General features: G+C 68.1%; 12 protein-coding genes and 1 pseudogene. 6 read left to right on the plus strand and 7 right to left on the minus strand.

Features of this window, described 5'->3' with window-relative positions:
* Positions 1 to 31 precede the first annotated feature (31 nt).
* Complete coding sequence (locus tag ACPEH1_RS07600) at positions 32 to 2,095, minus strand: S9 family peptidase (RefSeq protein WP_312710843.1); 2,064 nt, start codon at positions 2,093 to 2,095, stop codon at positions 32 to 34.
* A 165-nt stretch (positions 2,096 to 2,260) separates the two neighbouring features.
* Positions 2,261 to 4,231 carry an OPT family oligopeptide transporter gene (locus ACPEH1_RS07605; protein WP_166472735.1) on the minus strand — a complete coding sequence of 657 codons (1,971 nt, stop codon included), beginning with the start codon at positions 4,229 to 4,231 and terminating at the stop codon, positions 2,261 to 2,263.
* Positions 4,232 to 4,414: 183 nt separating this feature from the next.
* Here ACPEH1_RS07605 and ACPEH1_RS07610 point away from each other — a divergent pair.
* From ACPEH1_RS07610 to ACPEH1_RS07620, 3 genes and pseudogenes are all read left to right on the plus strand, one after another.
* Positions 4,415 to 5,600 (plus strand): annotated as a pseudogene (locus tag ACPEH1_RS07610) (DUF1624 domain-containing protein).
* 122 nt (positions 5,601 to 5,722) lie between these two features.
* Positions 5,723 to 7,480, plus strand: coding sequence for an oligopeptide:H+ symporter (locus ACPEH1_RS07615; protein ID WP_017355900.1), 1,758 nt, complete (start codon positions 5,723 to 5,725; stop codon positions 7,478 to 7,480).
* A 264-nt stretch (positions 7,481 to 7,744) separates the two neighbouring features.
* Positions 7,745 to 10,408, plus strand: coding sequence for a hypothetical protein (locus ACPEH1_RS07620; protein WP_423715566.1), 2,664 nt, complete (start codon positions 7,745 to 7,747; stop codon positions 10,406 to 10,408).
* A gap of 46 nt (positions 10,409 to 10,454) precedes the next feature.
* Here the strand turns inward: ACPEH1_RS07620 and ACPEH1_RS07625 are convergent, their stop codons facing one another.
* From ACPEH1_RS07625 to ACPEH1_RS07635, 3 genes are all read right to left on the minus strand, one after another.
* Complete coding sequence (locus ACPEH1_RS07625; RefSeq protein ID WP_017355776.1) at positions 10,455 to 12,428, minus strand: alpha/beta hydrolase family protein; 1,974 nt, start codon at positions 12,426 to 12,428, stop codon at positions 10,455 to 10,457.
* 110 nt (positions 12,429 to 12,538) lie between these two features.
* Complete coding sequence (locus ACPEH1_RS07630) at positions 12,539 to 14,518, minus strand: alpha/beta hydrolase family protein (protein WP_423715567.1); 1,980 nt, start codon at positions 14,516 to 14,518, stop codon at positions 12,539 to 12,541.
* A 140-nt stretch (positions 14,519 to 14,658) separates the two neighbouring features.
* Positions 14,659 to 15,297, minus strand: coding sequence for a LysE/ArgO family amino acid transporter (locus tag ACPEH1_RS07635; RefSeq protein ID WP_136006149.1), 639 nt, complete (start codon positions 15,295 to 15,297; stop codon positions 14,659 to 14,661).
* A 131-nt stretch (positions 15,298 to 15,428) separates the two neighbouring features.
* Between ACPEH1_RS07635 and ACPEH1_RS07640 the strand changes: the two genes are divergently transcribed.
* Both ACPEH1_RS07640 and ACPEH1_RS07645 read left to right on the plus strand, forming a co-directional pair.
* The gene (locus ACPEH1_RS07640) at positions 15,429 to 16,334 is read left to right on the plus strand and encodes a LysR family transcriptional regulator ArgP (protein ID WP_136006147.1); all 906 of its coding nucleotides are present in this window, start codon (positions 15,429 to 15,431) and stop codon (positions 16,332 to 16,334) included.
* Positions 16,335 to 16,418: 84 nt separating this feature from the next.
* The gene (locus ACPEH1_RS07645) at positions 16,419 to 17,003 is read left to right on the plus strand and encodes a hypothetical protein (RefSeq protein WP_017355772.1); all 585 of its coding nucleotides are present in this window, start codon (positions 16,419 to 16,421) and stop codon (positions 17,001 to 17,003) included.
* A 21-nt stretch (positions 17,004 to 17,024) separates the two neighbouring features.
* Here ACPEH1_RS07645 and ACPEH1_RS07650 read toward each other — a convergent pair whose 3' ends face one another.
* Positions 17,025 to 17,450, minus strand: coding sequence for a hypothetical protein (locus ACPEH1_RS07650; RefSeq protein WP_017355771.1), 426 nt, complete (start codon positions 17,448 to 17,450; stop codon positions 17,025 to 17,027).
* Between the two features lie 62 nt (positions 17,451 to 17,512).
* Positions 17,513 to 18,634 (minus strand): PAAR domain-containing protein, encoded by a 1,122-nt coding sequence (locus tag ACPEH1_RS07655; RefSeq protein ID WP_166472728.1) that lies wholly within the window; start codon positions 18,632 to 18,634, stop codon positions 17,513 to 17,515.
* Between the two features lie 207 nt (positions 18,635 to 18,841).
* Between ACPEH1_RS07655 and mqo the strand changes: the two genes are divergently transcribed.
* Positions 18,842 to 20,530: a malate dehydrogenase (quinone) gene (gene mqo / locus ACPEH1_RS07660; RefSeq protein WP_423715568.1), complete on the plus strand. Its 1,689-nt coding sequence runs from the start codon at positions 18,842 to 18,844 to the stop codon at positions 20,528 to 20,530.
* Positions 20,531 to 20,808 lie beyond the last annotated feature (278 nt).

The following is a 20,808-nucleotide window of genomic DNA, read 5'->3' on the forward strand; positions in this document are numbered from 1 at the left end:
GCCGCCCCGGAGGGCGGCGCTGCAATCCGGCTTACTGGCCGATGTGCTGCTTCAACCAGCCGTTGACGGTGTCGTGCCACTGCACGCTGTTCTGCGGCTTGAGCACCCAGTGGTTTTCGTCCGGGAAGTACAGGAATTTGGACTCGATGCCCTGGCGCTGCGCAGCGGTGAACGCGGCCAGGCCCTGTTCGACCGGAATGCGGAAGTCGAGCTGGCCGTGGATCACCAGGATCGGCTTCTTCCACTCGGCAACATGGTTGACCGGGTTGAACTTCTCGTAGTTCGCGGCCTTCTGGTACGGCGTACCGCCCTGCTCCCACTCGGTGAACCACAGTTCCTCGGTGGCGTAGCCCATCATGCGCTGGTCGAACACGCCGTCATGGTTGACCAGGCACTTCCACGGCTCGTTCCAGTTGCCGGCAATCCAGTTGACCATGAAGCCGCCGTAGCTGGCGCCCAGCGCGCACGCCTTGTCGCCGTTGAGGAACGGGTACTGCTTCTGCGCGGCCGCCCAGCCCTTCTGCAGGTCTTCCAGCGGGCGGTCGCCCCAGTGCTGGCTGATCGCATCGGTGAAGGCCTGGCCGTAGCCGGTGGACCCGTGGAAGTCGATCATCACCACGGCGTAGCCCTGGCCCGCGTAGGTCTGCGGGTTCCAGCGGTAGCTCCAGCCGTTGCCGAAGCTGCCCTGCGGGCCGCCGTGGATCAGAAACGCCACCGGGTAGGTCTTGCCTTCCTGGTAGTTGTACGGCTTGACCACGTAACCGTGCACGGTCTCGTTGTTCCAGCCCTTGAACTGGAACTGCTCGTAGTCGCCAAAAGCCACGTCGGGCAGCATCTGGCCGGCGCTCGGGGTGATCTCGCGCTCGTTGGCACCATCGAAGGCGGCCACCACGATCTGGTCGCCGCTCTTGAGGCTGTTGCGGGTGTAGGCCAAGGTCGTACCGCCACGGGTCGGCGACCCGATGCTGCCACCTTCGGCGATCACCGCCGCCTCGCCGCTGTCGATATCGACCAGGAACAGGCGGTGTTCGCCCATGTCGTCGGCCGAGGTGTAGATGCCCTTGCCGTCGCCGGACAGGACGATCTCGCCGGCCGAGCGGTCCCACTTCGGCGCGATCTCGCGGGTCTTGCCGGTGGCCACGTCCATCGCCATCAGGCCGAAGCGGTCGGCTTCGAAGCCCGGGCGCTTCATCGCGCGGTAGTACAGGGTCTTGCCGTCTTCGCTGAACACCGGACCGGCATCCCAGGCCGGGTTGGCGGCGGTGAGGTTCACCGGTGCCTGCTTGCCGTCTGCATCGAGACGGTACAGGTCGAAGTTGGTCGACCACGGCTCCTGCTTGCCGGCCACGCGGATCGCAGCGACCACGGACGTACCGTCCGGGGACCAGGTGAAGTCGTCATTGCCACCGAACGGCTTGGACGGCGCATCGCCATCGAGCGTGGCGCTGATCGCCGAGGCGCCCTTGACTGCGGCGCCCTTGGCTGCCGGCAGCGGCGCCACGAACAGCGTATTGCGGCGGCCATCGTTCCAGGTGTCCCAATGGCGCACGAACAGGCTGTCGAAGACTTCGCCGGTGTTCTTGCGCGCCTTGTGCGCGTCCAGCTTCCTGCTGGTGCAGGCCAGGTCCGAGCCGCAGGCCTGGAACACGCCGCTGCTGAAGGCCACGCGGTCGCCCTGCGGGGACACGTGGTAGCTGTCCACATCGACCGGGAAATCGGTGAGCTGGCGCGGCGTGCCGCCGGCGGTCGGCATGGCATACAGCTGCTGGCTGCCGCCCTTGGCGCTCAGGAAGTACACGGTCTGGCCGTCACCGGACAGCGCGGCGGAGTTGACGTTCCAGCCGGCCGGGGTCAGCGGCTTCGGCGGTGCGGCGTCACGGGTGCGCAGATCGCGGATGTACAGGCCGGTGCTGGCCTTGCTGTCCGTCCCGACCACGCGCTTGGCGAACACCACCTTGCCGCCGTCGGCGGTCAGCAGCGGGGCCGAAACCCGATCCAGCGCGATCATGTCGCGCACATCCAGGCCGCGCGTGGCCGCCAGCGACGGCATCGCGGTCAGCAGGCACAACGGCAGCAGGGCGTAACGAAGTTTCATCGGGGTCTCCGCGGGACGGCAAAACGCCGATGGTAGGGCGGCACCCGGTCCGAAGCAAAGGCCACAGGTCATGGGCTTGGCCAGATCCGGCAAACCCCGTGGGGGCACGCGTTGCGCGCGCCCCCTGGCGGTGGAGCCGGGCCCTGCCCGGCTCCCTGCGGCGGCTTACACGTTGCCGACGGCGCGCTTGCCGGTGCGGTAGATCAACCAGCCGACCAGGAACAGCACGACCAGGCCGATCCATTGGGCGCCCGGCAGGTGGAACGGCAGGGCCAGCACGTCGGCACGGCTGCTCAGCACGATCGGGACCGCGATGGCGATGCCCATCAGGGCCTCACCGGTGATCAGGCCGGCGGCGAACAGCACGCCCGGCTTGTGCACGCGGTCGCGGCCTTCTTCGTCGTCGGCGCGCACCTTGTGGAAGCGTTCCACCAGATAGGCGATCAGGCCGCCCAGGAAGATCGGCACCATCAGCTCCAGCGGCAGGTAGATACCGATCGCCGCCGCCAGCACCGGCACGCGGAAGCGGGCGTTGCGCGACTTCAGCCAGCTGTCGAAGGCGATGATCGCCGCGCCGACCACGGCGCCGATGCCGATGAAGGTCCACGGCAGCTCGCCACCGAACAGGCCCTTGGCCACCGAGGCCATCAGGTTCGCCTGCGGCGCCGCCAGTGCATTGGGGTGCAGCTCGGACTTGACGCCGATGCCGTATGCGGTGGCCAGCAGGTTCAGCACCGGGGCCATGATCAGGGCGCAGGAGAACGCACCGATGCCCAGCATCAGCTGCTGCTTCCACGGCGTGGCGCCGACGATGTAACCGGCCTTGAGATCCTGCAGGTTGTCACCGCCGACCGCCGCCGCACAGCACACCACCGCGCCGATCATGATCGCGGCCACGGCACCCAGCGGGGCCCCGCCAACGCCGACCGGCTTGAGGCCGTCGGCCCCCAGCAGCACCACCAGCACCGCCGAGGCGAACAGGATGGTGGAAATGGTGATGCCCGAGACCGGGTTGTTGGACGAACCGATCAGGCCGGCCAGGTAGGCCGAGACCGACACGAACAGGAAGCCCGCAGCGATCATGATCAGGGTCATCGGGATCGACACGTGCCACTGGCCCACGATGGCCTGGTACAGCGCCAGCAGCGGCAGGGTGAACACCACCAGGGCCACCAGCATCCACTTCATCGGCAGGTCGCGCTCGGTGTGTGCCAGCGCCGGTCCGCCGCTCTTGCGCGCGGCGGCAAAGCCGCTCTTGACGCCGTTGAGCAGCGACTTGCGCAGCGAGATCAGGGTCCAGACGCCGCCGATCAGCATGGCGCCCACGCCCAGGTAACGCATTTTCGCGCCCCAGATGGCGAATGCCGCCTCGGTCGAGCTGGCCGTGGCGATCGATGCCGCCAGTGCCGGATCGGTGTTCATGAAGAACGCCTGGTACAGCGGAATGGCGATGTGCCAGGTCAGGATCGAGCCGGACACCACCACGATGCCGACATTCAGGCCGACGATGTACCCCACGCCGAGCAGCGCCGGGGACAGGTTGGTGCCGATGAAGGCGGTGATCTTCGAGCTGCCCACGTAGGCCGAGGTGGCCCAGGCATCCGGGATCAGGCGCAGGCCACTTTCGGCCGCCAGCTTCACGAAGGCGCCGATCACGGCCGACACCGCCAGGATCTTCAGGCCCGGGCCCGGGTTCTCACCGGCCTTGAGCACTTCGGCGGCCGCCTTGCCTTCCGGGAAGGGCAGTGGATCTTCGACGATCATCGACCGGCGCAGCGGCACCGAGAACAGCACGCCCAGCAGGCCGCCCAGACCGGCGATGCCCAGCACCCACCAGTACTTGAAGTCCGGCCAGTAGCCCATGATCACCAGCGCGGGGATGGTGAAGATCACACCGGCGGCGATCGACGAGCCGGCGGAGGCGCCGGTCTGGACGATGTTGTTCTCAAGGATGGTGCCGCCGCCGAGCAGGCGCAGCACGCCCATCGAGATGACGGCCGCGGGAATCGCGGTGGCGATGGTCAGGCCTGCGAACAGACCCAGGTAGGCGTTGGCCGCCGACAGGATCACCGCCAGCACGATGGCAAGCACCACCGCGCGGAAAGTGAGCTGTTTGGGCGCAGCGTCGTTGTTCATGTAAGCCCCTGCTGGCAAAAAATCTGGTCCACGCTAGCGTTCATGTCCGGGCAAGTCCAGTGTGAAACGTGCTGCAGCGCGCGTGACTCACGGTGGTCACGACGTTGGGGCGGCAACGCCGCCGCCATGCCGCCCGGATCGGCAAGGCCTGGTCGCCCGGTCACCTGGGCGCGCCAATTAGTTATGTTATATCCTATCGCGCCACATCCTGGCGTTGCCGTGACCACTCCCCTCGCCTCCCGCCTGACCTCCATCGACCAGCTGCGTGGCACGGTGATCGTGCTGATGCTGCTGGACCATGTCCGCGAAACGTTCTACCTGCACCATCAGGTCCCGGACCCGATGGTGGTGGACCAGACCGAGCCGGCGCTGTTCGTCAGCCGCCTGCTCGCCCACCTGTGCGCCCCCGTGTTCGTGCTGCTCACCGGGCTGTCGGCCTGGCTGTATGGCAGCACGAAGGCCGATGGCCGGCGCGCCACCAGCGCGTTCCTGCTCAAGCGGGGCCTGTTCCTGGTGGCGCTGGAGCTGCTGGTGGTCAACTTCGCCTGGACCCTGCAGTTCCCGCCCAGCGTGATCTACCTGCAGGTGATCTGGGCGATCGGCCTGAGCATGATCGTCCTGGCCGGGCTGCTGTGGCTGCCGCGTGGCGCGCTGGCGGCACTGGCACTGGTGCTGATCGCCGGGCACAACCTGCTGGACGGTGTGCGGGTGACGGGCGACGGGCCGCTGGCGATCCTGTGGAAGGTGCTGCACCAGCGCGACTGGATCGCGCTGGGTGACCACCTGCGCCTGCGCACCTCCTACCCGGTGCTGCCGTGGATCGGCGTGATCGCCCTGGGCTACGCGATCGGGCCGTGGTTCGCGCGCGGCGGCGATGCCGCACAACGCCAGCAGCGGCTGGTGCTGGCCGGCGGCGGCGCCCTGCTCGGCTTCGTGCTGCTGCGCGCGGTCAACGTCTACGGCGACAGTCCGTGGCAGACGCTGGGCACCGCCGGTGCGACGCTGATGAGCATGTTCAACGTCACCAAGTACCCGCCTTCGCTGCTGTTCCTGCTGCTGACCCTGGGTGTGGGGCTGTTGCTGCTGCGCCTGTACGAGCGGCCGGCCGTCGCGCGTGTGCTGGCACCGCTGGCCGATATCGGTGCCGCGCCGATGTTCTTCTACCTGCTGCACCTGCGTGCTGAAGCTGCTGTACGTGCTTGCCGAGGCGTACCGGGGGCCGACCCACGGGGCATACGTCGGGGTGGACCATGTGGCCACCCTGTGGGTCCTGACCGCCGTGCTGGTCCTCGCCCTGTACTGGCCGACCCGGGCGTTCGCGCGGTTGAAGGCACGGCGGCGCGATGTGGCCTGGTTGCGGTATCTCTGAACGCCGGCGTATGAGGGACGTGCCGCCGCCCTATCGGGGGCGATCCGGAACCGCCCGGATGGGTGCCAGCACCTGTCCGGCGCACGGGTCATAATCGCGGCCTGTCTGTTGCCTGCCCGCCCATGACCGCCATTGCCCTGCCCGCCTCCGACGACTTCCTCGGTCACCCCAAAGGGGTGTACGTCTGCTTCTTCACCGAGATGTGGGAGCGGTTCTCGTTCTACGGCATGAAGGCGCTGCTGCTGCTGTACCTCACCAAGTACCACCTGTTCGGCGACAAGGCCGGGCTCGACCTGCTCGGTGCGTACGGGGGTCTGGTGTATTGCATCCCGGTGTTCGGCGGCCTGCTCGCCGACCGCTGGCTGGGCATGCGCAAGGCGGTGGTGTTCGGCGGCGTGCTGCTCGTGCTCGGCCACCTGGGCATGGCCTTCGAAGGTCACGCCGCCACCCGCATCGACGGCCAGATCGTGCGCGACGAGGCGGCGCTGGGCATCACTTACCTGTCGCTGGCGCTGATCATCATGGGCGTGGGCTTCCTCAAGCCCAACATCTCCACCATCGTCGGCAAGCTCTATCCCGAGAACGACCCGCGCCGCGACTCGGGCTTCTCGCTGTTCTATGCCGGCATCAACCTCGGTGCATTGTTCGCCTCGCTGGTGTGTGGATTTCTCGGCGAAGCCTACGGCTGGAAGTACGGCTTCGGCGCCGCCGGCATCGGCATGGTGATCGGTCTGGTCATGTTCCTGTGGGGCCAGAAGTACCTGCAGGGCCATGCCGAACCGTCCGACGCACCGGCCCTGCGCCACCGCGTGCTCGGCATCCGCCGCGAATGGCTGATCTACGCGGTCGCGGTGCTCGGGGTGATCCCGGTGGCCGCGCTGATGTGGGCCGCCGCCAATGGCGCCTTCGCGCTGGGCGGCGAAATCAGCCTCGCGTTGATGCTGATGATCGTCGTGCTGGGCGGCGTGCTGGTGTGGTTCGCCTGGTTCACCGGCACCCGCTGCACGCCGGTGCAGCGCCAGCAGATGATCGCGTTGATGGCGCTGATCTTCATGGCCCTGGTGTTCTTCACCCTGTACGAGCAGACCTACGGCTCGTGGGTGACCTTTACCGACCGCCTGCTGACCAAGGACCTGGTGCCCGCGCTGGTGATCCAGGGCGGCACCCCGCTGCCGTGGTCGATCGCCTCGCTGCTGCTGGCGCCGCTGGGCTTCGTGGTGGCCGCGCGTCTGTCCGAACGCAACCCGGCCTCGGCCGCGCCGCGCACCCTGTTCATCGCCATCGTCGCGCTGATGCTGGTGATGCTGGTCCGCGACTGCCTGGTGATTCCGCAGACCGCCGGCTCGCTGACCTATCTCGGCGGCCTGTTCCTGGTGGTGCTGGCGCCGTTGTTCGCGATGCTCTGGGCGTGGCTGGACCGTCGCCGCATGGACCCGTCCAAGCCGGTCAAATCCTCGTTCGGCCTGGTCTTCGCCGCGCTCTCGTTCGTGCCGCTGGCACTGGCCGCGCAGCACGTTGGTGCCACCGGCCAGATGGCCAGCGTGTGGTGGCTGGTACTGGCCTATCTGATCCTGGAGATCGGCGAAATGTGCCTGTCGCCGGTTGGCCTGTCGGCGGTCACCCAGCTGGCCGCGCCGCGCGTGGTCAGCCTGATGATGGGCACCTGGTTCCTGGCCACCGCGTTCTCCGAAACCCTGGCCGCGCTGTTCGGCAAGCTCGCCGCGATCGACGTGCCCGAAGGCGAAACGATGAACATCGCCGCTGCCGCAGCCAGCTACGAGCATCTGTTCTGGCTGCTGATGTGGATCGGCCTGGGCTGTGCGGCGGTGGCACTGCTGTGCTCACCGCTGCTGAAAAGGATGATGCACGGGGTGAAGTAGCGCGGCATCGCAACGCACCTGCACAACGGCACCCATGTGGTGCCGTTGTGCGTTTCAGGCGCTGTGATTTAGCAGCAACACATAAACGTTTCCTAACACCATACGACCCGGTCACATTCTGGGTTTTTCGTATTTGTTTCAAATACAGCCTCCGGCGTTGTCACGACCATGACGCTCCTTCACCGCCCTCGCGCGGTCGGAGCGGTGTCGCGACCGGCACCCGCTCCGTTTTTCCTCGTCCTGCACCTACGACTGGAGCTGCCCATGCGCCGTACCGTTCTCTTCCACCACCCGCTCGCCGCGATGATTGCCCTGACCCTGTGCGGCGTGCCCGCACTGCCTGCCCACGCGGAAACCGCGGCGCAGTGCGATCCGGTCGGCGACACCGACTGCGAAACGGCGCAGGGCAGCGACCGAGGCGGCCTGTCGGCGTGGTGGATCGGCGGCATTGTCGCGGTGGCAGCAGGTGCGGCGGGCGCTGCCGGCGGCGGCGGTAGCAACGGCGGCGGCAATGGCGGTGGGAACGGCGGCGGCGGTCCCGTCCCCGGCCAGGAAGGCGGCCAGTTCGGCGATCGCCAGACCTTGGTGGCGGCTGGCAGTGAGTCCGTATGGAATCAGCCGGTGGACACCCGCATCATCGGCAACGCACGCAACGACGGCCACCTGGATCTGAATGCCGGCAGCCTCACGGTGCGCGGCAACGGTCATCTGCACAACCACGGCACGCTGCGCGTCGGCGAGGCCGCGCGCCTGGTGATCGAGCGCGATGGCGACCTCGACAACCGTGGCAAGCTCGACCTGCGCGGCAGCCTGCATCTGCAGGCCGATGCCAGCCTGGAGAATTTCGGCCGCCTGTCGGCACAGGGGGCACGCATCACCCTGGATGGCGATGCGGAGATCGACAACCACGGCGACATGCAGCTGCGCGACACACTGGTGGTGCTGCAGGGCGACAGCGATTTCGACAACGGCGAGCGCCAGCGCCCCGCAAGGCTGGTCGTGGACGGCGGCGGGTTCGTGCTGGGCGGTGCCGCCGGGTTCGAGAATCACGGCACCCTCCACGCCAGTGGCGCGCTGAACCAGGGCAGCCTGATCCACGCCACCACCGCGCGCGTCGGCAATGACCGCGACACCATCGACGCGTTCAACAACCACGGCAGCATCGTGCTCGATGCCGATGCCCGGGTGCTCACCCTGCTCGCCGATACCCACGCCAGCACGGGCATCAACCGGGTGGGCGGACAGATCACCAGCCATGCCCGCAACCACGCGGCCCTGCATGCCGAAGGCGCATCGGCGACGCTGCTCAACCAGGGTACCCTCACCGTGACCGGTGATCACGCCGTGGCCATGTCCGGCGCGCGCGGCGCCACCCTGATCAACGACGGCACGATCAACCTCGGTATCGCCGGTGCGGCCAACGGCCAGCACCTGGTGGCGATGCGTTCGGATGGCTCGGCCACGCTCAACAACCGCCGTGGCGGCGTGATCAACATCCACGCCGACCACTCGCATGCCTTCCAGAGTGCGGGGGGCGGGAGCGGCCGGCTGATCAACAACGGCCAGGTCAATGTGTATGGCAGAGGCAGCGGCATCAACGCCGATGCCGCCACCGCTGCGGTCAATCGGCCCGGTGCCGACCTGGGTTGGCAGGCACCGCGCGGCATCAGCGGCTACACCGTGGGCACGAACGCCGATGGCAGCGCCGGGCGCATGGCGCTGCATCAGGGCGGTCACTTGGCCGATGTCGCGGTGGACACCGGCTTCACCCGCGGTACCGCCGCGTCGCAGGTCCACCTGCCGGGTGTGTTTACCGGGGCCGACAGCGGTGAAGACAACATCCGCAGCGCGACGGTGGTGTGGCGCGCGCAGGCCGAGCGCGATGCCAGCGGCAACGTCGATGTGGTGATGACACGCAATGACTACCGCGCGCTGGCCGATGCATCGGTCCAGGGCGTGGCGGCCGCGCTGGAAGCTGGTTATGGCAACTCGGCGCTGTTCCACAGCCTGGAAGTGGCCGACACCGCCGAGTTCAACCGTGCGCTGCACCAGCTGTCCGGTGGGCAGGTGATGGCGGCGAGCCAGCGCCTGGCCGCCAACGGCGAGGCGTTCTGGTCGAGCCTGGCACGCAGCGCGCCGACCGACGGCCACCACCTGCTGGCGTTCGGTCCGGGCGCTGACACCCGCTACGGCGTGCAGGGCGTGGGCAGCGGCCTGCAGTTTGCGGTACCGATGCAGGGCGGCCGCCATCTGCAGATGATGTCCGGCCTGCTCAGCACGGATGTCGCGCACGACGGCGGGCAGACGCGCAGCCAGTCGCGCTTCGCCGGCGTGGGCATCGGCCAGTCGTTGGGTGCGTTCCGCGTGCAGCACACCCTCGGCAACGAGTGGCACCGGATGGACGGTCAACGACAGCTCCAGTGGGGCGCTACGCACACGACGGCGCACAGCCGGCGCGCGCTCTCGCGCACCCGCATCGGCAGCATGCTGAGCCGCGATGTGGTGGCCGCCACCGTGCACTGGCAACCGCGGCTGGGCGTCACCGCGTTCCACACCCGCGAGGCCGCCTTCCACGAACATGGCGCCGACGCATTCGGGCTCTCGGTGGGCGCGGGCACGCGCCGTGGCGTGCAGTGGGAAGCCGGCACGGGCGCGCAGGCGCGGGTCGGGTCGGCGTGGACAGTGCGTGGCGACGCGGCATTGATCGGCTCCGTCAAGGAGCATGCCCGCGGTCGCCTGGCGTATCTGCACGGGGCGGCGGGCCACGCATTCGAGCTGCCGGGCCGCACGTCGGGCGTGGACTACCGGGTGATGATCGGCGCGGATTACCGTCGCCAGCGCCTGGCGCTGGGCGGGGCGGTGCTGGCGCAACGCCTGCTGGGCACTCCGGACACCCAGGCGCAGATGCACCTCAACTACGTGTTCTGATCCCGCCGGACGATGGCGCGCAGGCGCCATCGTCCGCCGTGCCGGCTCAGGGCTGGGCCGGTGCCGCCGGTGCCGTGGCGGTCGCGCCGCCCAGGCTGCGCGACAGGAAGGCGAGCAGCCTGGTGTAGTACTCGCGCCGGTGGTCGTCGGTGTAGAAGCCGTGGCCTTCGGTGGGGTAGTACAACGACTCCACCGGAACACCGGCCTTCTGCAACGCCGCTTCCATGCGCCTGGTGTGCTGGATGGGGGCGCGTTCGTCCTGGCCCCCGGCCGCCAGGAACACCGGCACCTTGATGCGGTCGGCCAGATTGACCGGCGACACCGCCGCGAGCTCGCTCCGCTCGCCGATCCATTCCTTCAGATAGGTTTCGCCCGAGCGCCGCCCCTGGATGTCGCCGGTGGTATGCATCATCGGCAGATCGTAGACGCCCACATAGCCCGCCGCGCAACGGTACAGCGCCGGTTCCCTGGCCACGCCCATCAGCGCGGCGTAGCCGCCGTAGCTGGCACCGTAGATGCAGATCTTCGAGCCGTCGGCGATGCCCTGTTCCACCGCCCAGCGGGTGGCGTCGGTCACGTCGTCCTGCATCGTGCCGCCCCACTGGCGCGCGCCGGCCTGCTCGTGGGCACGGCCGTAGTTGCCCGAGCCACGGAAATTGACCTGCAGCACCGCATAACCGGCGGCGGCCAGCAGCTGGTTCTCGCTGTCGTAGCGGCCATCGTCATAGACATCGAACGGACCGCCGTGCGGCACCACCACCATCGGCAGGCGCTTGCCTTCGCTGCCCTTGGGCACGGTCACGTAGCCGTGCAGCGGCAGACCGTCGCGTGCCTTCAGCGCGATCGGGCGCACCACCGCCGCCGCCTCCGGATCGATCCAGTCGCTGCGGCTCAGCAGGTGTTCGGCATGTTTGGCCACAGTGTCGAACAGGAAGAAGTCGCCGGGGTTGCGGCCGGACCAGACTTCCAGCAGCAGGCGCTTGCCGTCGCGGGTGGACGAGGTGACATACACCGCCTCGCCGCCGAAGGCCGCTTCCAGGCTGCGATGCATGCGTGCGTCGGCGGATTTCTCGTCGAAGAAGCGCGTCCGCGGGGTATCGCCCATGAACAGCGCACCGACCGGGATCGAGGTGCCCTGCCGGTAGATCACCCGTGCCGGGTCCACGACGGGATCGGAGAGCACGGGCAGGCGTTCGCCGGTGGCCGGGTTCCACGAGACGAATGCCGCCGGCCCGCGCGGCTGCTCCACGATCAGGTAGGCCAGCGTGCCATCGGAGGAGAAGCCGACCGGCCGTTCGATGTGCCCACTGACGTTCTCATCGTTGACCAGCGTCCAGTCGTTGCCGGCCGCCGCGCGGTAGTACAGCTTGTTGATGTTGTCGCCGCCGGCCCCATAGGCAAAACGCACCTCGCCCTGCGGGTCGGTCGCAAAGCGCGCGCGCTGGACCGGTGCGCGCGCGGCCACCTGGCGATGACCGGTGACCACGTCCAGGCGCTCGGCGCGGGTGAAGGGATCGGCGGAGAACGGCCACGTGGTGACCAGCACGCCGCGCGGATCATTGGGCAGGTCGTCGGCCAGGAACGCAGCCACCGCGTCGCCCTTCTTCGGCTGGATGCGCGATCCCTGCCGCGCGGTCGCGCGGTAGCCGATCAGCAGCTCGCCCCGGCCGCCGTTGGCGTTCATGGCGAACAGCTCACCGGTGGGGCGCGGCGCATCATGCGAGCCGAACTTCTCGGCCAGGCCGATCACCACACGGTCATCGCTGGCCCAGTGGAAGTCGGACGCATGGTTGTCGCGCGGCGGCACGAACGAGCCGGTCAGGCGACCTTCCACGCGGTGCATGATCGCCAGCGCGGTACGGTCCTCCATCGGCACGGTGGCGGCGAAGTAGTCGCCCGATGGCGAAATCTTGATGCTGGTGAATTTGTCCCGGCGGAGGTAGTGATCCAGATCCACCGCGGCGGCCTGCCCGGCCAGGGTCATGCAGACGGCCAGTGCCGCCAGAGTCAACGTGCGCATCCTTCCCCCTTGGCTGCCGGACGGCGTGTCCGGCAGATAACGATGTTCCGGGCCAGGCAGGCCCCGGTGTGGCGCGGCGGCGGGCGATGCCGCCACCGCACGCGGCGCGGTCAGGGCGCCTTGCCCTTGCCGGCAGGTGTAGTGGTGGCCGTGGCACCGCCGAGGCTGCGCGACAGGAACGCCAGCAACCGGGTGTAGTACACGGTGCGGTGTTCCTCGGTGTAGAACCCGTGCCCTTCGGTGGGGTAGTACAGCGATTCCACCGGTACGCCGGCCTTCTTGAGGGCGGCTTCCATGCGCTTGGTATGCTCGATCGGCGCGCGCTCGTCCTTGCCGCCGGCAGCCAGGAACACCGGCACCTTGATGCTCTCGGCCAGGTTGACCGGCGAGCGGTCGGCCAGGTCCTTCGGACGGCCCATCCACTCGCGCAGGTAAGTCAGGCCGAATGCGGTCTTCTGCACATCGCCGCGCGCGTACATCAGCGGCAGGTCATACACGCCTACATACCCGGCCGCGCACTGGTACAGGCCGGGCTCGCGCACCGCCCCCATCATCGCCGCGTAGCCGCCATAGCTGGCGCCGTAGATGCAGATGCGCGCCTTGTCGGCCACGCCCTGCGCGATCGCCCAGCGCGTGGCATCGGTGACATCGTCCTGCATCGCCATGCCCCACTGCAGGCGGCCGGCCTCGGTATGTGCGCGCCCATAGTTGGACGAGCCGCGGAAGTTGATCTGCATGACGGCATAACCGGCGGCAGCCAGCAGTTGCGACTCGATGTCGTAATCACCGCGGTCGAACACGCCGATCGGCCCGCCGTGCGGCACCACCACCATCGGCAGGTTGCGCCCGTCGCTGCCGTACGGCAGCGTGAGGAACCCATGCAGCGGCAGACCGTCGCGGGCCTTGAAGGCAACCGGCCGTACCTCGGCACTCTTGGTCGCGTCGATCCAGTGGCTGCGGCTGGCCAGGTGCGCGGCGTTCTTGCGGGCGGTATCGAACAGGAAGAAGTCGCCGGGATTGCGCCCGGACCAGGTTTCCAGCAGCAGCTTGCTGCCATCGCGGGTGCTGGAGGTGATGTAGACCGGCCCACCCAGCGCGGCTTCCAGGCTGCGGTACTGCCGCGCCGTGGCCGAGGCATCATCGAAGAACGCGGTACGGGGCGTATCGCCCAGGTACAGCGCACCAACCGGGATGCGGGTGCCGGGCTGGCGGATGATCCGATGCGGGTCCACGACCGCATCGCGCAACAGCGTCCGGCGCTCGTTGGTCTCCGGGTCCCAGCTGACGATCGCATCCGGCCCGCTGGCCTGTTCGACCTGCAGGTAGGCCAGACGGCCATCGGCCGAGAAGCCCAGCGGTACCTCGGTGCGCCCGCTCACGCTCTGGCTGTTGACCAGCGACCACTCGCCGCCAGGCGCGCGGTAGTACAGCTTGTTGACGCGGTCGTTCGCCGCGCCCAGTGCAAAGCGCACCTCGCCCTGGTTGTCGGTGGTGAAGCTGCCGCGCTGCACCGGCGACCGCACCACCATCGTGCGCCGGCCGCTGAGCACGTCCATGCGTTCGACCTGCGGATAGGGATCGTCGCTGAAGGGCCACACCTCGATCAGCGCATACCGGTCGTCGTCGGGCAGGTCGTCGGCCATGTAGGCGGCCACATCGCCCGCTTTCTTGACCTTGATATAGGTACCCTGACCTTCCTGCACCCGGTAGCCGACGAGCAGCTCGGCGCGCTTGCCATCGGCATTGATGCCGAACAGCTCGCCGGTGGGCTGCGGCGCATCGCGCGCGCCGAGCTTCTGGGCCAGGCCGACCACGATGCGCTCGTTGCTGACCCAGTTGACCGTATGGGCGTGGTTGTTCCTGGGCGGTTTGAAATTGCCCACCATCTGCATGTCCGGCAGACGCAGGATCGCTACCGCGGTTGCATCTTCCAGCGGTATCGTCGCGGCGATGTACTCGCCTCCCGGCGATATCTGGATGTCCTCGAAACTCTGCTGCCGCAGATGGCGGTCCAGATCCACCGTCCCGGCCTGCGCCGGAAGTGCCGCACACACCACCGCCAGCATGGCGGCCCATCTGATCCTGCTCATCCATTCCCCCGGCTATCGGACTTCATGTCCAAGCGCCCGATTCTAGGCGGAAGGCAGGGTCGGGAACCAGTGCGGAAAGCACACAGAAAAATGGCACCGCGAACGGTGCCATTCAAGGCATGCATCGATGGAGAGAGGTATCAATGCATACCGCGGAACGCGAGGGTCAGCGCCAGGATCGACAGGATCACCGCGATGGTGCCATCGAGGATGCGCCAGGTCTTCGGCTTGGTGAACAACGGTGCCAGCAGGCGCGCGCCGAGCCCCTGCGCGGTCAGCCACAGGCAGCTGGCGGTGACCACGCCGGCGGCGAAGGCCATGCGCGACGTACCGAAGTTCTCGGCAATCGAACCGATCACCATCATGTCCAGCCAGAAGTGCGGGTTGATCAGCGAAAAGCCGACGGCCGACATCAGCACCGCGCGGCGCGAGGTGTCGCCGCCGTCGTCCATGTCCATGCCGCCGCCACCGCCGGCCAGCGCGCGGCGCGCCGACTGCCACGCATACCAGGCCAGGAACGCCACGCCGCCCCACAGCACCGCCGTGGTCAGCCACGGCAGCGCCTGCGTCAGGGTGCGCAGGCCGGCGACGCTGGCGAAAATGAAGGCGGCGTCGATCGCCGCGCAGGTCGCCACGACCGGCACGATGTGCTTGCGCAGGATGCCCTGGCGCAGGATGAAGGCGCTCTGCGCGCCGACGACGGCGAACAGACCAATGCCGGTGGCGGCGCCGCTGAACCATGCGGCGAGCCCGGCGCTGCCGGAAATGATGGAGAACATGGGAGACCACCTGTGTTGCGGGGGGCGGTGCCTCGCCAAGGCGTACAGCACCGGATGGCGCGTATTGTCGCGCCGCAGCATGGAAAAGTAGAGCTAAACTTACTTAACCTCCTTTAGCCATACTTAAGATCATGCGGATCGACCACGCCCAGCTCCGCGCCCTTGCCGCCGTCGTCCGCGAAGGCAGTTTCGAGCGCGCCGCCCAGTCGCTCAATGTCACCGCCTCGGCGGTGTCCCAACGGATCAAGGCGCTGGAGGACCGGGTCGGCCGGCTGCTGGTCAAGCGCTCGTCCCCGGCGGTGGCGACCCCGGAAGGCCAGGTGCTGGTGCAGCTGGCCGAGCAGACCGCGCTGCTCGAGCACGACGCCCTGCATCGCATGGGCATCGCCGACGAGGACCTCCCGCACGCCAGCATCCCGGTGGCGGTCAACCACGACAGTCTGGAAACCTGGTTTCCCGAGGCTGCGCGCAGCTTCGCCGCACAGACCGGCACCACCCTGGACCTGCGCCTGGAAGACCAGGACCACACAGTCGCGCTGCTCCGCCAGGGCGCGGTGCTGGGTGCCGTGACCACGCTGGACGAGCCGGTGCAGGGCTGCCAGATCCACGCGCTGGGCAGCATCCGCTACGCCGCCACGTGCACCCCGGCCTTCCATGCCCAGCACTTCGCCAAGGGCGTCAACGCGCAGTCGCTGGCGCAGGCCCCGGTGCTGGTGTTCAACCGCAAGGACGACCTGCAGGCACGCTTCGCCCGGCGCCTGGCCGGTGAGGACCTGCCGCTGACCGCCCCGACCTGGTGGATTCCGTCGACCCGCGCATTCGTGCAGGCCAACCTCGGCGGGCTGGGCTGGACCATGAATCCCCTGCCCCTGGTCAAGCGCCACCTGGAGGCCGGGCGGCTGGTGCTGATGAAGCAGCGCGCCTGGGAAGACGTGCCGCTGTACTGGCAGCACTGGAAGGGCGATGTGCAGACGATGTCGCTGCTGACCCGCGCGGTGCTGGGGGCCTCGGCGGCGCTGGTGCGGAAGAAGCGATAGCCCGCGAGCGCGGCGGTGACGGCGGTCACGCGCCGCTGACCTGCGCGCGGGCAGCATCAGCCCATTCCCGCCACGGGGTCGTCGATGGAAAGCGATCCGCTGTTCCTGCATATCCGGGTGGTGCTCGGCATCATCCTCGGCCTGAGCATCACCACACTGCTGCGCGGGCTGGCGTCGATCATCGAGCACCCCCAGCGCCGGGGACTGTCGTGGGTCCACCTGTGCTGGGTGGCGTGGGCGCTGGTCTCGGTGGTGACGTTCTGGTGGTGGGAGTTCCGGCTCACCGAGGTGCGGCACTGGACCTTCGGCACCTACGTGTTCGTGATCGGCTACTGCGCCGCCTGGTACATGCTGTGCGTGCTGCTGTTCCCCGACGACGTGCGCGAGTTCGGCAGCCTGGAGAACTACCTGCTGCAGCGTCGCAGCGGCTTTTTCGGGGTGCTGGCGCTGATCACCCTGCTGGACCTGGGGGATACGGCGATCAAGGGCCACAGCCGCTGGCAGGCGCTGGGCGAGGCCTATCTGCTGCACACCGCGGCAATGCTGCTGATTGCCGGGCTGGGCGTCGCGCTGCGATCGCGGCGCGCCCATCTGCTGCTGGCCGCGACCGCGCTGGCGTACCAGGCGACCTACTTCCTGCTGGAGTATTTCACGCTGGGCGGGACCTGAGCCCCCCGGCCGCCAGCCGGCTCAGCGCGCGTCGAGCCCGGCGCGGCCGTCCACGATGTGCACCTTCGCGCGCACGATGGTGGCGTCGGCACCCTTGCGTTCGGGGGTGATGTTGAAGCTGAAGACCGCATCCAGATCGACCGGGCGCAGCGCGAAATCGTTGATTTCCTTCGGCACGATCGGCCAGCTGAAACGCACCGACTGGCCCGGTGCCAGGGTCTCCAGGTCCTTCAGCATCAGGCCGTCCACCGGGTTGCGGCGCAACTGCTTTTCCTTGCCCGAATGGCGGTCCACCAGCCGTACCGCCGGGCCGCGCTTGCGCAGGAAGGCGACCGGCAGCGCCACCGCGCTGCGGCCGCCGTTGCGCAGTTCCAGTTCCACCCGGACGTCGTCGCCGGTGAAGCGGCAGTGGGCGTCGTCGATGCAGCGGGCGTGGAGTTCGATCATGGGGGCAGGCTCTGGGTTCTGTGCAGACGAAGGTGAAACGGCAAACAGGGCAATCAGGGGAATCAGGAAACGGTGCATGTCAGCTCCCGGCCGAGCTCGCGACGGAGCAGTTCCTGCACCTCGCGACCGATGTTCCAGGCATGCCTGGGGTGGGTACCGGCGCTATGGTACGTGGACATGATGGTGGCCTGCGGGTCGGTGCTGTCGCGGTAGGCCATCGCCTCCACCCCCACGGGGTCGACAGTGCCGTCGGGGCGGATGTAGCGCACCGTGTCCGAGGCGTCGTCCTCGTTCTCGGAATACTCGTCGGGCAGGCCCAGGGTGTGGGCAAACTCGTGCGCGTAGGTCCAGGGGTCGGTGGTGGTGGCGACATACACCAGCGGCGGATCGACCATTTCGCGGTCGTACTCCTTGTGCAGCTGCAGCGTGTAGTCCTGGCCACCGTCCACCCACTGGATCGCATAGCGGATCGGGAACGTGCGCGTGCCGCACTGCGGGTCGTTGACCGCCAGGGTGAACTTGCCGTTCCAGTAGGTATCCACGCCTTCCATCATGCGCAGCTTGGCCGTGGTGACGTCGCCGGCGGTGACGCCGGCCAGCGGCTGCACGCGGACCTTGATCGACACCACGACATCCCCGCCGGACCTGAGCGGCACGGCGATGCTGTAGGTCACCGGGAACGTCCAGTCGTAGCGGGTGCCCGCCGGGTCGAACGTTTCGGAATAGCGCCCGTCGGCGTTCACCGCGATCTTCGCCTCATGGTCACTCACCCAGCATTGCGGGGCCTCCTCGGGCGCGGCCGGTGGCGCATCGGCAGGCTTGCTCGCCTTCAGCACTGCCGCCGCGATGGAGACTGCGGCGGCGAGCACCGCGGCGGCGTTGCCGGACCCACCGCTACCACCACCGCCACCGCCACCGCCGGCCTCCACGCTCACCGTCGCCTGCTGGCCGGCCAGCAGCGTGCAGCCACAGCTGGCCTTGTCGCCATGCCGGGCGACCGGGTTGCCGTCGATGATCAGGGTGGCGTCGCCGCTGGCGATCACGCCGGGGCCGTGCTTGCTGCACAGCACCGCGTCGTTGACCCGGGCCACTGCGCGTCCGTCGATATCCGTGAAGGGCGAGCCGGCCAGTACCGTGCCGCCCAGATGGAGGTGGTCACCGACCACAACCAGCGTCCTTGCCATTGCGTACCTGTCTCTTTCGTAGCGATCCGTTGCGCATTCAGTTTACCTGCGGGAACCGGTGGGGTCACCCCATCGGATGCTGCGTTGCACCAAATCCGTACCGGAAAGGGCTAGAATCCGCGCCAAGGAACCGCTGTGACCCCTGTTTTCACGGGCGTCCCCGGCAGCGGCGGCATCCTGTTCACGTCTCCTTCCTCTGGGATCCCCATGAAAAAAATAGCGAAGGTCGCCCTCGGCCTGCTCGTGCTGTTGCTGCTGGCATCGGCCCTCTTCCTGTACTGGCCGCTGACCCAGCGCTCGGTCCCCGCCGCCGGCAACGACAAGCCGGTGGACGTGGTCCTGATCGGCGGCGGCATCATGAGCATCACCCTGGCCACGTTCCTGCAGGAACTGCAGCCGGACTGGAACATCCAGCTCTATGAGCGCCTCGACGGCGTCGCGCTGGAAAGCTCGGACGGCTGGAACAACGCCGGCACCGGGCATTCGGCGTTCGCCGAACTCAACTACACCCCGGAACTGCCCGATGGCAGCATCGAGACCAAGCGTGCGGTGGGCATCGCCGAGCAGTTCGAGATCTCGCGCCAGTTCTGGTCGCACCAGGTCAAGGCCGGCCGCCTGAGCCAGCCGTCGGACTTCATCAACCCCACCCCGCACATGAGCTTTGTGTGGGGCGACGACAACATCGCCTATCTGCACAAGCGCCAGCAGGCGCTGGTGAAGAACCCGCTGTTCTACGGCATGCAGTACTCCGAAGATCCCGCGCAGATCCGGGAGTGGGCACCGCTGTTGATGGAAGGCCGCGATCCGAAGCAGAAGGTGGCGGCCACCTGGATGCCGCTGGGCACCGACGTGAACTTCGGCGTGATCACCCGCCAGCTCACCGCCGGCCTGCAGCGCAGCCCGAACTTCCAGCTGCATCTGAAGCATGAAGTCGGCGCGCTGCGCCAGAACGATGACAAGAGCTGGAACGTCACCGTGAAGGACCTCACCTCGGGCACCGAGTCGACCATCAAGTCGCGCTTTGTGTTCATTGGTGCCGGTGGTGCCGCGTTGAAGCTGCTGCAGCTGTCGGGCATCCCGGAGTCGAAGAACTACGCCGGCTTCCCGGTGGGCGGCCAGTTCCTGGCGTTCCAGTCGCCGGCCATCGCCGGGCGTCACGGGGTGAAGGCATACGGCATGGCCGAGACCGGCTCGCCGCCGATGTCGGTGCCGCACCTGGATGCGCGCAAGCTGGATGGCAAGCCGGTGGTGCTGTTCGGGCCCTTCGCGCTGTACAGCACCAAGTTCCTCAAGCACGGGTCGTGGTTCGATCTGTATTCGTCGGTGAACCACAACAACGTGGCCGGCATGCTCGACGTGGGCGCCGAGAACCTGGACCTGGTGAAGTATCTGATGGGCCAGGCGCGCCTGAACGACGACGACCGCCAGGCCGAACTGGTCAAGTACTTTCCCAGCGCCAAGCGCGAGGACTGGACACTGGTCACCGCCGGGCAGCGGGTGCAGATCATCAAGCGTGATCCGGAGAAGGGCGCGATCCTGCAGTTCGGCACCGAGATCGTGACCGACAAGGACCACACCCTCGCGGCCCTGCTGGGTGCGTCTCCGGGCGCCTCGACCTCGCCGCCGATCATGCTGGAGCTGCTCAGGAAGGCCTTCCCCGAGCAGATGGCGGCCGGGTGGGAAACGCGGCTGAAGCAGATCGTGCCGTCGTACGGGCGAAAGCTCAACGACAGCGCGGCGCTGACCAACGAAGTGCGCCGCCAGACCAGCGAAACCCTGAAGCTGCCCTACCTGGACGTGCCGGTGGACACGTCGCCGGCGGTGATGCTGACCCCGCCGGCCAACGCACCGGCCGAGAAGAAGCGCAACGCCAACGAAGAACTCCAGGCACTGTAAGGCCTGCGGCGCCCGCCACCGGGCGCCTTTGCCGGAGCGGCCCCCGCCGGGGGCCGGCCGGATGCTGCGGCCCGTCGCGGCACCCGTCGACGCGGATACCGGCCGCCAATGTCGTCCCGCACGACCCTCCGCGCCCCTTGGCGTCGCAGTGACTATTTGTAAAGCGAATGCGAACGCTTTACATTTGCACCCCGCTGCATCGCCGGTGCGGGTGCTGGACGGTCTCAACGGACTGCCGTCTGCCCCGCTGAACGCTCCACGGCACCCCTGGCGGACGC

Source organism: Stenotrophomonas sp. NPDC077421, assembly GCF_049545505.1.
In the GTDB taxonomy this organism is placed as follows: domain Bacteria; phylum Pseudomonadota; class Gammaproteobacteria; order Xanthomonadales; family Xanthomonadaceae; genus Stenotrophomonas; species Stenotrophomonas nematodicola.